Annotated in this window: 12 protein-coding genes; 5 read left to right on the top strand and 7 right to left on the bottom strand. The window is 57.0% G+C overall.

Annotation, left to right across the window (positions count from 1 at the left end; all coding sequences use genetic code 11):
• Positions 1 to 131 precede the first annotated feature (131 nt).
• Positions 132 to 2843: a DNA gyrase/topoisomerase IV subunit A gene (locus BISA_RS03070; RefSeq protein WP_033890128.1), complete on the bottom strand. Its 2712-nt coding sequence runs from the start codon at positions 2841 to 2843 to the stop codon at positions 132 to 134.
• Positions 2844 to 2933: 90 nt separating this feature from the next.
• On the opposite strand from BISA_RS03070, the gene BISA_RS03075 reads away from it, so the two are divergent.
• Complete coding sequence (locus tag BISA_RS03075) at positions 2934 to 4211, top strand: alkaline phosphatase family protein (protein ID WP_033890129.1); 1278 nt, start codon at positions 2934 to 2936, stop codon at positions 4209 to 4211.
• A 16-nt stretch (positions 4212 to 4227) separates the two neighbouring features.
• On the opposite strand, the gene sepH is transcribed toward BISA_RS03075, so the two are convergent.
• Positions 4228 to 5337, bottom strand: coding sequence for a septation protein SepH (gene sepH / locus BISA_RS03080; protein WP_033890130.1), 1110 nt, complete (start codon positions 5335 to 5337; stop codon positions 4228 to 4230).
• A 148-nt stretch (positions 5338 to 5485) separates the two neighbouring features.
• On the opposite strand from sepH, the gene BISA_RS03085 reads away from it, so the two are divergent.
• The 3 genes from BISA_RS03085 (at position 5486) to BISA_RS03095 (ending at position 8671) form a co-directional block, all read left to right on the top strand.
• Positions 5486 to 5779 carry a DUF4193 domain-containing protein gene (locus tag BISA_RS03085; protein ID WP_033890131.1) on the top strand — a complete coding sequence of 98 codons (294 nt, stop codon included), beginning with the start codon at positions 5486 to 5488 and terminating at the stop codon, positions 5777 to 5779.
• Positions 5779 to 6261 carry a dUTP diphosphatase gene (dut, locus tag BISA_RS03090; RefSeq protein WP_033890132.1) on the top strand — a complete coding sequence of 161 codons (483 nt, stop codon included), beginning with the start codon at positions 5779 to 5781 and terminating at the stop codon, positions 6259 to 6261. Before BISA_RS03085 ends, dut begins: the two co-directional genes overlap by 1 nt.
• 85 nt (positions 6262 to 6346) lie before the next feature.
• Positions 6347 to 8671, top strand: a complete 2325-nt coding sequence (locus tag BISA_RS03095) for a RelA/SpoT family protein (protein ID WP_033890133.1) — start codon at positions 6347 to 6349, stop codon at positions 8669 to 8671.
• 91 nt (positions 8672 to 8762) lie between these two features.
• Here BISA_RS03095 and BISA_RS03100 read toward each other — a convergent pair whose 3' ends face one another.
• From BISA_RS03100 to BISA_RS03115, 4 genes are all read right to left on the bottom strand, one after another.
• Positions 8763 to 9302, bottom strand: a complete 540-nt coding sequence (locus tag BISA_RS03100) for a peptidylprolyl isomerase (protein ID WP_033890134.1) — start codon at positions 9300 to 9302, stop codon at positions 8763 to 8765.
• A gap of 44 nt (positions 9303 to 9346) precedes the next feature.
• A complete protein-coding gene (locus BISA_RS03105) occupies positions 9347 to 10423 on the bottom strand; it encodes a hypothetical protein (protein WP_033890135.1) in 1077 nt (358 codons plus the stop codon).
• A gap of 124 nt (positions 10424 to 10547) precedes the next feature.
• Positions 10548 to 11255: a nitroreductase family protein gene (locus tag BISA_RS03110; RefSeq protein WP_033890136.1), complete on the bottom strand. Its 708-nt coding sequence runs from the start codon at positions 11253 to 11255 to the stop codon at positions 10548 to 10550.
• Positions 11256 to 11351: 96 nt separating this feature from the next.
• On the bottom strand, positions 11352 to 12287 hold the full coding sequence (locus BISA_RS03115; protein WP_033890138.1) for a DMT family transporter: 936 nt from the start codon (positions 12285 to 12287) through the stop codon (positions 11352 to 11354).
• 252 nt (positions 12288 to 12539) lie between these two features.
• Between BISA_RS03115 and BISA_RS03120 the strand changes: the two genes are divergently transcribed.
• On the top strand, positions 12540 to 12944 hold the full coding sequence (locus BISA_RS03120; protein WP_033890139.1) for a pyridoxamine 5'-phosphate oxidase family protein: 405 nt from the start codon (positions 12540 to 12542) through the stop codon (positions 12942 to 12944).
• A gap of 95 nt (positions 12945 to 13039) precedes the next feature.
• Here BISA_RS03120 and BISA_RS03125 read toward each other — a convergent pair whose 3' ends face one another.
• The gene (locus BISA_RS03125; protein WP_033890196.1) at positions 13040 to 14296 is read right to left on the bottom strand and encodes a THUMP-like domain-containing protein; all 1257 of its coding nucleotides are present in this window, start codon (positions 14294 to 14296) and stop codon (positions 13040 to 13042) included.
• Positions 14297 to 14365: the final 69 nt, after the last annotated feature.

A 14365-nucleotide genomic window follows, 5' to 3' on the forward strand; every position in this document is an offset into this window, starting at 1 on the left:
AGTACCACTTTCCATGATGGAAAGAGGTTGGCGTGTTGGGGGATATGGGCTTAGTGCGAGAGTTCCCCCTCAGTCAGCTATGCTGACAGCTCCCCTCGGGGAGGGGAGCCAAGAACTACTCAGGAAGACGGTTAGCCGATGAAGGCGATGGGGGCGGCAAGATCCACACCGGAGCCATCGCGGCGCATATCCGGCTTTGGCAGCTCCACCGCGGTTCCGGACGAGGTGGCCGCGTTAAGCGGGTAGAGGCCCACCCATGCCAGAATCAGCGTGTTCTGGCCCTTGAGGAAGCGCTGCGAGCGCACGCCGCCCGTGGCGCGACCCTTGGTCGGGTACATCTCGAGCGGCGTCACCTTGGCAGCACCGTTTTCGGTACCAGGCAAGGCATCCTCGTCGCCGGCCACGGTGAGTACCACGGCGCCGGAAGCCGAGCTCAAACCGTTCTCGCCTTCCTCATACGTCCATGCCACCTTGCCGGCAGGTACCACGTTGAACGCCATCACACGCGCACCGGCAGTCAGCTTGATACCGGCCATACCGCCGGCGGTACGGCCTTGCGGGCGCACATTCTTCGCTTCGAATGTCAGAAGCGAAGAATCAGAAGAAATAAACACCAGACGGTCGTCGTCCTCGGCGGTGGCGGCGAACACCACCTCATCGCCTTCCTTCAGGTCGATGACCGGCCAGGAATCCATTGTGGTGGGTGCTTCGCGGTTCCAACGCTTGACCACACCATTGCGCGTGCCCAGAGCCAGCGAGGGGAGTGAAGCAGGTTCCGTGGAATCACCATCGCCATTATCGCCGCTCTTCGGCTGCTCCATAGCGATGGCGGTTACCACATGCTCACCCGGAATCGGATCAGTGGACTCGGTCATGCCAATCAGCTCATCAGCCTGAACGCCACCGGTTAACGTCAACGTTTCCGAAGCGGGCAGTGCCGGCAAATCGACCACATGAGCCAATACCAGACGGCCTGCCGAGGTGATCAGCGCAAACGTCGCTTGCGTGGAAGTCGGGAAAATCGTGGTGATCTGATCGTTCGGCTGGCGCTTATCAGATGTGGAGCGCGCATGATACACATCCAACGCGCTCGGCGTAGTGCGGGCAATCAGACCAGTGGCGCTCATCATCACCACACAGGGCTCATCGTCAATCTTCAATGCGCCGGCCAGCGCGTTCTCCTCACCGCTCTTCTTCGCCGCCTTGGTGGCTGCGGCCACATCGGCTGCGGCGGAGGAAATCGTAGCAGCGGACTTGGCGGCCTCAAGAGCGGACTGGGCCAGCTCGGATGTGCCGGAACCATGCGCAGCAACCGGGGTCAGCGTACCATCCGGATTCACATCCAGCAGCACCGTGCGGCGAGGGGAACCCCACTTGGCCACGGCCTGATCCATTTCATCGGTCACCACTTGGTCCAACGCTTCGGCGGAAGCGAGAATGCGGGTGAGCTCCTCAATGCTTTTCTTCAGATCATCGCGTTCGGCTTCAAGCTCAATGCGATTCATCTTGGTCAGACGGCGCAAACGCAAATCCAGAATGTACTGGGCCTGCACATCATCCAAATCGAATACGGCCATCAAACGAGTCTTGGCTGCATCCGCATCATCCGACGTGCGGATTACCTGAATCACCTCATCGATGTCCAGCATGGCCAAGAGCAGGCCCTCGACCAGATGCAGGCGCTCCTGAGCCTTCTTCTTGCGGTATTCACTGCGGCGACGGATTACCACACGGCGGTGGTCGATCCACACCTGCAGCATTTCCTTCAAGCCCATCGTGTGCGGACGGCCGTTCACCAACGCCACATTGTTCATGGCGAAGTTATCCTGCAACGGCGTGTGTTTGAACAGTTGCACCAACACGGCATGCGGGTCGAAACCGGTCTTGATCTCAATCACCAAGCGCGTGCCGTTATGGCGATCGGACAGATCGAACGCGCCGGAAATACCTTCCAGCTTGCGGTTCTTCACGCCATCGGAAATACGTTCAATCACTTTTTCCGGGCCCACCATATACGGCAGTTCGGTCACCACAATCGCCTGCTTGCGGGCGGTCACATGTTCCACATGCGTGGTGGCTCGCGTGGTCAGCGTGCCACGACCGGTCTCATAGGCCTCACGAATGCCGTCACGGCCCAGAATTGTGCCGCCGGTAGGCCAATCCGGGCCCGGCACATAACGCATCAGCTGTTCAAGCGTGGCCTCCGGATGCGCCATCAGGAACTTGGCCGCGTTCACCACCTCGCCCAGATTATGCGTGGCGAGATTCGTGGCCATGCCCACAGCAATGCCCGAACCGCCGTTAACCAGCAGATTCGGAATAGCGGCCGGCAGTACGGTCGGCTCCTTGAGCTTATTGTCATAATTCGGCGTGAAATCAACCGTATCCTCATCGATATCAGCGTTCATGCCGAGCGCGGCCGGAGCAAGACGGGCCTCGGTATAACGGGAAGCTGCCGGGCCGTCATCAAGAGAACCAAAGTTGCCATGACCATCCACCAGCGGCAGGCGCATCGCAAACGGTTGAGCCAAGCGCACCATAGCCTCGTAGATAGCGGAATCGCCGTGCGGGTGCAGCTTACCCATCACTTCGCCCACTACGCGAGCGGACTTCATATACGGGCGGTCCGGGTTCAGGTTCATCTGACCCATTTGGTAGACGATACGGCGCTGCACCGGCTTCATACCATCGCGTGCATCCGGCAAAGCGCGCGCATAAATCACCGAATACGCGTACTCGAGGAACGATTTGCTCATTTCCTCATTGAGCGGCGTCTCGACGATATGCTCCTTGACCTTGCGCGGATCATAAGTCTGCATGGACGGTTTGCGGTGTGATGCCATGAAACTCCCTTTCAAACTCGCCCTATATTAGCAGTGCCCTCGCACTGCTCATGATTCGCTGCGGGGCTACAAGGGGTTACGATAAATCTTATGACTGTCGAAACGCCGGATATGGATGAGCTACTGCGCCTGATACCCACCGTGACCTATGGAGATAATAATCCCAGCCAGTCCGTAGGCGTACGCGGGGGAGCGCTGCATCTTTCCGCCGTGCTGCCCGCTCTATCCAGTGCTATCGGCCATCCGACCGCCACGCCAGTGCACGCCGACCCTCAAGCATGCCAACGGGCACTTGGTTTCCCGGACGTTACCTCCGCCATCGTGGTGCTCGTGGACGGCCTCGGCTACTGGAATCTAGCCATGCGCCTCGGCCATGCCCCCTACCTGCGTTCGTTGATGAACGACACCGCCAACCAGCGGCCGATTGCCACTTGTGCACCCAGCACCACCGTGGCCGCTATGGCCGCATTCGGCACCGGCACCTGCCCGGGATTAACCGGTATGGCCGGATATACGCAGCTGGAACCGGCAAGCCACACGCTTATCCAACTCATCCAATTCAAAGATGCGTTGGCACCAAAACCCGTAAATCCTCACATTCCGGTACCGCCGATGATTAACCCACTCGACTTGCAGCGTGAACCGACCATGTTCGAACGTCTCGCCGCACAGCATGTACGCGTCACCAGTTCCGGTCTGCCAAAATTTGCAGGCTCCCCGCTCACCGAAGCGGCTTTACGAGGCAGCGATTATCAGGGCAATGTAACGCCGCGAGACCGTGTGCTTGCCGCCGCCCGTGCTGCCCGAACTCCGGGACTGACCTATCTGTACATTCGTGACGCCGACAAAGTCGGACATAACTATGGTTGGGATTCCGAGCATTGGGTGGCCGCGTTCGAACACATCGACGCCCAGCTTGCCTTGCTGCATCGTAGCGCGCCTAAGGGCACATTGATTGTGATTGTGGCCGATCACGGTATGGTGCAGACCGATATGAGCCAGCGCGTGGACATAGCCGAAGACCCGCAGTTGACGCAAGGCGTGGAATTCGTGGGCGGTGAGCCGCGCTCACTGATGTTGTATGTCAAAGCCGGTGAAAATCCCGAGGACATTGCCACACGATGGCGTGACCGGCTCGGTGAAACGGCTCTGGTCCGTACTCAAGCACAAGCATTGAACGATGGATTGTTCGGCCCGATGGACGAGCGCATCAAGCCGATGATCGGTGACGTCATCGTGCAGGCCGCAGGTGCTGCCACATTCGTGGATTCACGCACGCAAAACGATAAAGCAACCCATCTGCCGAGCGTGCATGGCTCGCAAACACAGTTGGAAATGGACATTCCCTGCTTGATTGATGTCGCATAGGAATGGACGGCGACCGTCAGTCTCCAAAGAGAATCTCATCCCAACTCGGCACTGCGGAACGACCTGAGCGACGTTTAGCAGGTCTCGCAGCATGAGATGCGGAAGTATTCGCATCATTGCCAGCGGATTCCTGTTGCGCATCATTGCCATTGCCTGTTGCATTGGTGCTGTCAGCAGTTCCATTGCCATTGCCGGCAGCCGTGGAGTCCGATGGAACTTTCACAGTGGATGCGTCAGACGTGGCAGAGCCAGTGTTTAATGCTTCGGATGGAGACGGGAGAGTCGGAGTGGCGGCGCCCGGAATTTTGACTGGAGGCATCGATCCGGAAGCAGAGGAATCAGCGGATCCACTATTGACGGTATTCGGCGCTACGAAGGCCCCGGAATCCGTGACCGCAGCTTGAGGGACAGCGGCTGGAATCGATGGCTTAGGGGCCGCCCAAGCGCTGACCGCACGCTCAATACGAGCAGAACGTACTGAATCACCCGGCAAATCAGGAGTAGGCAGCACTTTGGCTGCGGATTTGGAATCATCGGCGGAACTACGTTCACCGAGCAGCTTGCGCGCCGCATTGTTCAGGCACACCACGGAATTGTCGTGCATGTTCCATGTCCACTCAGCATGAATTTCGCGGCCAGCTGAAGTGAAAATCGCCACGATACGCCAAGGCTCAAGCCCACGGCGAGTGGACTTCCACGTCACGGATTCCATGCCGATTGAGGCGGAAGCCAAAGTTCGTTCCACAAGATCATTGATGGTGCGCACCCGGCTGTCTTTCGGAGCGGGCACGGTGAGGAACTGCTCGATGGCATACTGCTTCTCGGTCTCCACCGCAGCGGAGAAGCGACGCACCAACGTTTCGCTCAAGCCGTAGCGTTGCGCCACGCGCGAAGGGTCGGCACCAGCACGAATCAGCGATTGAATCTGCGAAATAGGCAATGTGACCTGTTCATGAGGCTGCGTGGACTTCTGCGTCTCGCTTTTGACCTGTTTGGCCTCGAGAATCGCACGTTCGAGCGTGTCGTCAAGGCTGATGGCCACATAGCGGTCACCTACGGAGAACACCAAATCCCCCGTGTCGCTGACACGCTCAAAATGGGCCTTTTCAAGCCGATTCTCAGGCATATGCACACCACTTTCCTTGGCAAGGACATTGCTATATTCCAGTATGCCCCACGTGTCGAACTTTACATGTATTTCAAATCGTGTACCCTATGGCCGAGTACAGCGCGGTAATACGCGCGGTAAGTAGATGTAAGACGAAAGGACCATGATGGCTCAGGATTATGATTCCCCACGCAACAAGGACGAGGACGAGGAATCGCTGCAGGCTCTGGGAAAGTCCGCACAGAATTCCTCGAGCGATATCGACGATGACGAGAACGCCATTGCCGAAGACTACGAGCTGCCGGGCGCTGACCTGAGCAACGAAGACTCTTCGGTGACCGTCATTCCGATGCAGGGCGATGAATTCATTTGCTCCCAGTGCTTCCTGGTTAAGCACCGCAGCCAGCTCGCTTACATGGACGAGGATGGCCAGCCGGTGTGCGAGGAGTGCGCCGCCTGATGGGGTTTGACGCAGCCTACAACGAACCTGAAAACACCGAGGTGCTGGTCAAGTCTCTTGATCCCGAGCATCCGGCCAACCTGCATTACGCGCATGCCGGTGATGCAGGCGCTGATCTCATCACCACGGTTGATGTGACGCTGAAGCCGTTTGAGCGTGCTCTCGTGCCCACAGGCGTGGCCATTGCCTTGCCTGCCGGATACGTAGCACTGGTTCATCCCCGTTCCGGTCTCGCTGTCAAGCAGGGTGTTACCGTGCTCAATGCTCCCGGAACCGTGGATGCAGGCTACCGCGGTGAAATCAAAGTGCCGTTGATTAATCTCGATCCGGAACACACGGCGGTGTTCCATCCGGGCGATCGTATCGCCCAGCTGGTGATCCAACGGTATGTGGAGGCGAAGTTCGTTCCCGCTGAGACATTGCCCGGCTCCGATCGAGCCGAACGCGGCTTTGGTTCGACGGGCGTGGCCTCGAACAGCTGACGAAGACAAGGTCGCGCCGTGAACCCAAGACACGGCGCGGCCTCATGCGTGGCTACAATATAAGTCACATTGGGAGGTGGTTGGCATGTCGGAAAACGATAGCGAGCAGTATGCTGCCCGTAAACTGGGCTGCGAGATCAGTGCTGATCCGTTGAACCCGCTTGAGCCCATCAAGCAGGTATGCAAGGCCCATCATCCCGGTGAGGATTTATCTATTCTCGATCGTGCCTATCAGCGTGCCGTCGTTCAGCATTCCGCGCAGCGCCGTAAATCAGGCGAACCATACATTATTCATCCGCTGGCCGTATCCCAGATTCTGGCCGACCTCGGTATGGGCCCTGTGGTGGTGGCAGCAGGATTGTTGCACGACACAGTGGAAGACACCGATTACACGCTGGACCAATGCCGTGCCGAATTCGGCGACACAGTGGCCGGTCTGGTCGATGGTGTGACCAAGCTGAGCCAGCTTGAAGTCGGCGACTCGGCCCAGGCCGAAACCATTCGCAAACTTGTTGTGGCCATGAGCCGCGACGTGCGCACTCTGGTGGTCAAACTGGCCGACCGCGTGCACAATGCGCGCACCTGGCGTTATGTGAAAACCTCCTCCGCTCAGAAAAAAGCTCGGGAAACCCTTGACGTGTATGCGCCGCTCGCCAACCGCTTGGGCATGAACGCCATCAAGACCGAGTTGGAAGAGCTGAGCTTCAAGGTGCTCTACCCGAAGATCTACAACGAGATTGTGGTGCTGGTGGCACGTCGCGCAGGCCAGCGAGATGTGTATCTGAAGCAGATCCTCGCCGAAATCAATGAGGATCTTTCCGAACAGCACATCAAGGCCTATGTGACAGGCCGCCCGAAAGATTATTTCTCCATCTACCAGAAGATGATTGTGCGCGGCCATGATTTCGCCAACATCTACGATCTGGTGGGTGTTCGCATCATCGTCGACACTATTCAGGACTGCTATGCGGCGCTTGGTGCCGTGCACGCGCGATGGAACCCGGTTCCCGGCCGGTTCAAGGATTACATCGCCATGCCGAAGCTCAACATGTACCAGTCACTGCACACCACGGTGGTTGGTCCCGGCGGCAAGCCGGTCGAAATTCAGATTCGTACTTGGGACATGCACCGGCGTGCCGAATTTGGTATCGCCGCCCACTGGAAGTACAAGGAGAACGGTCAGGCCGGTCGTGCCTTGAGCTCTCCGGATAAATCCGACCGTAAGCGTGGTGAAAACGAGCAGGAGCTTTCCGAAGCCGATAACCTGAAGTGGATTCAGCAGCTCGCTGACTGGACTTCCGAAACCCCTGACTCCAACGAATTCCTCGGTTCTTTGAAGGAAGACCTTGGCTCGGCGGAAGTCTATGTGTTCACGCCGAAAGGCAAGATCGTTTCCTTGCCAGCCAAGGCAACGCCAGTGGATTTCGCTTACGCCGTGCACACGGAAGTGGGCCATCGCACGATGGGCGCACGCGTCAACGGCCGGTTGGTGCCGCTTGACACCACGCTCGACAATGGCGATACAGTGGAGATTCTGACTTCCAAGTCAGATACCGCCGGGCCCTCCCGTGACTGGTTGAGTTTCGTCAAGAGCCCTAAGGCGCGCAATAAGATTCGCCAGTGGTTCTCCAAGGAACGCCGTACCGAGGCTATTGAAGAAGGCCGTGACGAACTCACCCGTGCCATGCGCAAACGTAACCTGCCGATTAATGCGCTGCTGACTCCTGAAGCGTTGGTCGGTGTGGCCGTGGACCTGAACTTCCCGAACGCCGACGCTGTGTTTGCAGCTATTGGCGACGGACAGGTTTCCACGCAAAACGTCATCTCGCATCTGGTCAAGGATGCGGGCGCTGATGAGGTGGATGAGGAAGTCGAGCAGGAAGTGCTTCCGCTCAAGCCGGTGGAGCGCAAGACCTCATCCAGCTCCACTGGTGTGTCCGTCAAGGGCGTGGGCGATGTGTGGATTAAGCTGGCCCGCTGTTGCATGCCGGTGCCAGGAGATCAGATCGTCGGCTTCATCACCCGTAATCAGGGTGTTTCGGTGCATCGTACCGACTGCCAGAACATGATTGATTTGAAGAACAAGCAGCCTGAACGTGTGGTTGAGGTGGAATGGACCAGCACCAAGGGCTTGTTCATGGTCAAGATTCAGGTTGAGGCTTTGGATCGCCGTAACCTGCTTTCCGACGTGACGCGTGTGCTTTCCGATCATGGCGTAAACATTATTTCCGGCACGATTGCCACCGGTTCCGATCGTGTGGCCACCAGCCAGTTCAGCTTTGAAATGGCCGATCCGCAGCATCTCAATACGCTGCTCGCCGCGGTACGCAAGATCGATGGCGTGTTCGACGTATATCGTCTGACGGGTGCCAAGGAATCCGCTGAGCCGCGACTGCGCAAAATGAAGTAAGCGCGCAAGAACCATATAGCATATAGAAAACCCCGTGACTGATTCCATTTCAGTCACGGGGTTTTCTACCGTGTAGATCAGTGACGGAACGTCACTCGGCCACGTCCACGGACAGAATCACGGCCGGCTCGAGCGGACGATCCATCGGATCGGTGGCCAGAGCCTCGAGCTTGTCCACAACCTGCTTGGAAGCCTCGTCAGCAACCTCGCCGAAGATGGTGTGGTGACCATCCAGCCACGGGGTAGGCACGGTGGTGATGAAGAACTGGGAACCGTTGGTGCCATGAATCTGGCCGTCGCGACCGCGACGCAGACCGGCGTTCGCCATAGCCAGCAGATACGGCTTGTCGAACTTCAGGCTCGGATCGATCTCATCATCGAACTCGTAGCCCGGGCCGCCGGTGCCGGTGCCCAGCGGGCAGCCGCCCTGAATCATGAAGTCCTTGATGATTCGGTGGAAGGTCAGACCGTTGTAGAACTTGCCGTGGGAGGGCTGGCCGGTGTACGGGTCAGCCCATTCCTTCTCGCCGGTGGCGAGGCCGAGGAAGTTGGCCACAGTGTTCGGGGTCTTGTCGTCGAACAGGTTGAGGGTGATATCGCCCTCAGAGGTATGCATGATGATGGTAGTCATAAGTCTCCATGTTACATTGCCCCACGTCATTGCGTGGTAGCGGATTAGCTGATGGTGTTGAATCCGGTGCCTTCAGCACTGCCGGTATTCGAACCGGTGCTGCCGGACGAACCGGAGCTGGAGGAGCCAGACGATGAACCAGAGCTCGATGACGAGCCGGAAGACGATCCCGAAGATGAACTCGATCCGCTGGAATCGGAGGTGCTGCCGGACGAATTGGAGCTATCCGTAGTGCCTGAGCTGTTGGAGCCGTTTGTACTATTCGAGCTGTTGGAATCGGAACCGTTGGAGCTGGAGGAACCTGAGCCGGAAGTGGTGCCGGTGCCATTGCTTGTGGAATCGGAGGTGCTGCCACTGGTATCAGTTGACGTATCACTATCGGAATCAGTGGTATCGGAATCACTGTTGTTGCCATACTGCGGGGTTGTGGGCGCACCATGCTGCGGCTGTACCGAAGAATCGGAATCAGTGTCGGAGTTATTGGAATTGGTGGAGGATGTGGTGGGGGAGACCAGATCGGAGACCACACTATCAGTGCCGTGGCCCTGCGTAATCAGCATTACAATGCCAGCGGTTACGGCAACGGTCAGCAAACCGGATACCAGGGTAACGATAACGGCTATACGCTTAGGATCGCGACGCCGCTTGCGAAGCTCACTGATGGAATATGTGTGACCGTCAGCAGGACGGGAAATAATCTCACGCGGCTTGCGCTCGGACTGAGCCTGCTCGGAAAGGGTGGACGAGGAGGCTACGCGGGTATCGGATCCACCGTCAGCTTCATGTTCGGCTGTGATTTCGGATTCGGTACCCCCATCAGATGCTGCAGCAGCTGATTCGGATTCAGCCAGATCGCTTTCGCTTGACTGCTTGCCTGCATCGGAGCCGTCGCCAGTCTTATCGTCATCTGAGCTGACGATGCTCTGCTGGAATTTCTCACTGGAGGCTTTGATGATGTTCTTGTAGATGTTCGTAGCCACCGTGGAAACGATGTAACTGGCGGCTGCACCGATGACCGATCCGGCGACGCCGATTTTCGCAGCCAATAAGAACGAGGTGACGGCGGCAAGGGTGCCCGCCACTATCGAGGAAAAGGAAAGACCTTGGAAAAACTTCTTCACAACGTAAGACCGTAGGCGATTGCGCTGAAGTATTGCTGAAGGCGCGGTGAAAGCGACAGAATGCTTACATGAGAACTCCAAAATCTTCACATGTGCGGTCTGCGGCGTTCAAATGGCACTGTGTTCAGTCGGCCCAAGTGAAATGTTCGGTGCCGGCACCAAGTTCGAAATGCAGTTTGGCAATGCCAAGGCACAGATGTGCCTGTACGCCGTCGAGCGCTTCAGCTTGCACCGTGCGGCCATCATCCAGCAGCGTGAACTGCACCGGTTGCTTGCCAAGGGCGCTAGGGGCAAGCATTACGGCTTCAATACCGGCATGGAACCATTCAGGAGCGTTATCGTAAGAACCAATACCAGAGGCTACCAAGCCAAGTTCTTGGGCTGGTTTGCTGCGATGCGCACGCCCCGGACGTGCACCATGCCCTAACACAATCGCGGCTGGCATGCGCTGACCGTCAGCAATCGTCCACGCGCCCTCATGCTCAGCAGTCTCATGCAACACCACCCATGACGTATCCAACCCAAGCGCCACGGCCTCCAACGCCAGCATTTCGCCTGCATAGCCGATGATTTCATCCAAATGCTCGGGCGCATCCGCATCATCCGGCCCAATGAGCGCCACGAGGTTATGCACGCCGGAAAATCGCCCATAATGAGTGGGGCAGCCGCCGAACGCATCGTCAACATCATGAATGAGCTGAAGAGCCAGCCCATGCGCAGCATTGAGCTTGGCGACGCTGTTGGATAGCGAGCTGGTATGCTCCGCAGTCAATGGCTCATCGGTGAAGTTGCGAACGGCATGGCGTTCCTTCATGGCCTCAAGCAGATTCATAATGCTCCTTCTACGATTCGTGGTTTTTCATTGCTGCTCATGACTATAGGACTTCCCTTGCGGAGATGCCCTGTTTGAGATGGGCATGATGAACAGTCAGTTGCGATGCAGAGAATGCTTCGTCGGCCTGATTACCGACATCAGTACGGCCGCGAAAATCAAAGCGAAGCCGACCAGCGAGCTCCACATGATGCGCTCGCCCCAGAACAGGGCGGAGAAGGAAACGGCGAACAGGCTTTCGGTGCACATGATGATGGAAGCCTGCGAGGCTGGCACATGAGCCAAGCCGATGTTCTGCATGATTTGCGCACTCATTGTGGCACCAAGGAACAGATACAATACGCTGGCCACCACCGATGGTGCCAGCCATCCTGCGTTCGGCGCAGGCTCAGTGGCTATCGCGCCGACGAAGAACAGTACACCGGCAACCGCGAACTGCACGAAGGTCAGTGCTATCGGGTCGAAGCGTTTAGCATATACGCCGAGGTAGGTGAGGTTGAAGGAGAAGATGATTGCCGTGGCAATGGTCAGCCAATCGCCCACGCCGAGTGAAAATGAGCCGCCTGGTTTCAGCGAGACGAAGCCTACGCCGATCAGACAGATGATGCCTGCGATTAGATTGATCAGTCGTGGTTGGTTTTTGGATACTATCCAGGTGACGAACGGCGTCAAAACGCAATAGGCAGCGGTCAGGAACGCGCTGCGGCCGGGATCGATGGTTTGCAAGCCTGTGGTTTGGGTGACCATCGTGCCCCAATAGGTCAAGCCCACAACCAGCGCCGGCACAATGATTTTCGGTGTCAGGCTGGGGATGATATGCCTGTGGAACAAAGCAAGCATGCACATGCATGCGCCGAACATGCGGATGGCCATCAACCATTGCGGGGCGATGGCCTCCATAGCGAATTTGGCCAGCAGATAGCTGCCGCCCCATAATGCAGCACAGGCGAGCAGCATCAGACGTGCCAGATTCGGAGGAAACGAACGAGACCAGCGGCTACGTAGCTTGCTGAAACGCTCGACCAGACCCATGATGCACCTCTGCTTGATCTCTTTTCTTTCCGGCACATAGGTTACGGGTATGGCCAGCCAAAAACGGGTGGAATCACCGGCCGCGAGTGTCCGCCATGACATCACGCGATATTTGAAGGTGCCAGGGCGGTTTCGGGGAAGCGTGCATGTTGGAAAGAGAAGGTGAGGTTACTCACAGCGAACATGCGGGCGGTCGGAGCGTGAATTCGCTAATCTTATACAGGTACTACTGTTCTTCAGAAAGGACTTGCTATGGCAGTCATTACCCCGGAAATCAAGGAATTCGTGGCCAACAACCTCGGTTGGGTCTCCACCATCTCCAAGGACGGCGAACTGGACCTCGGCCCGAAGATGTCCCTGTTCGTGCTGGACGACACCCACATCGCCTACCATGAGCGCACTGCCGGTCAGACTTACGAGAACCTGAAGAACGGTTCCCCGCTGGTCATCGCCTTCGCCAACCTGGAGAAGAAGCAGGGTTACCGCTTCCGCGGCACCGTGACCCTGCACACTGATGACGATATTTACGAGGCTCAGGTCAAGGTTGCCGAGGAGAAGGGCACCAAGAAGCCGGCTGTGATTCCGGTGCTTGAGGTCACTGAGATTCAGAATCTCGCTTCCGGTCCGACCGCTGGCAAGACCATCGTCAAGGACTGACCTCTGCTTACTGCCGCGCGGCAATCGCGTTGGCAATGATGCGATAAAGCCGCTTCGCCGTATCAGGCGGGGCGGCTTTTGCTTATGTTCGCAGGTTATGCTTTCACCGTGGAGATGAGAATATGTCGACCGGTCCTATCGGTGGTGGCGAACAGGTATGTGCTGCCGCCATCCTTGAGCTTGAGTTTTTTGCGCAACGTGTTGACCGGCATGGGGAAATTACGTACGGCGATGTTGGCATGAGTCAGTCCTGCGAACGAGGATTTCAACTCTTTTTTGTTCATGCTGGCCACGGATTTGATCGCAAACGACCGACCCGGAAAATCATCAACGCGTTGTTCACTAATGAACAAGTGGCTGTTGGGCGCAATCATAGTGACGGGAAAACGCCGTGCAATCACATCAAAGCATCCGGCCTTCATGATTGAGGCGTTCGGCTCATAGAGATATTGGGCACTATCGATATCGATTTCGCCGGTTTCCACAGACCGTGTGGACTCATCGGGATTCATAGCAACATCACTATTGCCAACGCGATATTCCAACGTTTGCTCATCATTGACGCACACTATGCGCGGTTCATCGCAAATACCGCGCTTCAACACCAGCAACAGATCCTTGCACTCATTGCCTGTGGACACAACATGCACTTCATGCACTGAACCAGCGAAATCGTCGACGGTTTTATGCCAATCCAGCATAGGGGAGAGTTTGACTACTACCACAGGAGCTTTGGACAGCAGCTGACTCTGTAAAGCCAAAACATCCGGTGTACAGTCGGCAATCGCATACGTGCGCGAACCATGACTATCACGGCGAGCAGGGTCAAGGAACAACATTGAAACGGATTCAAGCTTGTTCAATACTTCAGTGGAATCATCATTGATGACCTGCACTGAATCCAATCCAAGCAGCGGAAAATTATGGCGTGCGATCTCGCACAGATTCGACTGCCGTTCCACATACGTGGCCTGGTCGAACGCGCGCGCCATGTAAGAGAAATCCACGCCGAAGCCACCAGTCAGATCAACGAGCGATGTACTCGGCAGAACAGAGGAAGGAGCCGGCGAAACGTGCATGGTTTCCGCAAGTAATCGCGCGGCCAACCTTGCCTTATATTGAGCGGTGAACTGGGAGGAACACTGTTCCATCGGCACCTGAGGAGGGAAAATCAGCCCATCGCACGCAGCCCAGTCAGGAAGTTTGACTTGCGCACGCTGCCAGCCGGCAATTTGCTCCAACGCGAATGGCAAGTCTACTTCGGCGCCGCGCTTGGCATGCAACGCCAGCTCGCGCACATCCTCATGACGATGCTCGGCGATAAACGCCCACGTTTGTTCGGTAATCTCCACGTACGCCATTGTACGGGGCGATTTTGGTCTCCATAGGTCATGATGTGATGAGTATTAGGTCAAAGGAGG

It is taken from the genome of Bifidobacterium saguini DSM 23967 (assembly GCF_000741715.1).
Taxonomy (GTDB): domain Bacteria; phylum Actinomycetota; class Actinomycetes; order Actinomycetales; family Bifidobacteriaceae; genus Bifidobacterium; species Bifidobacterium saguini.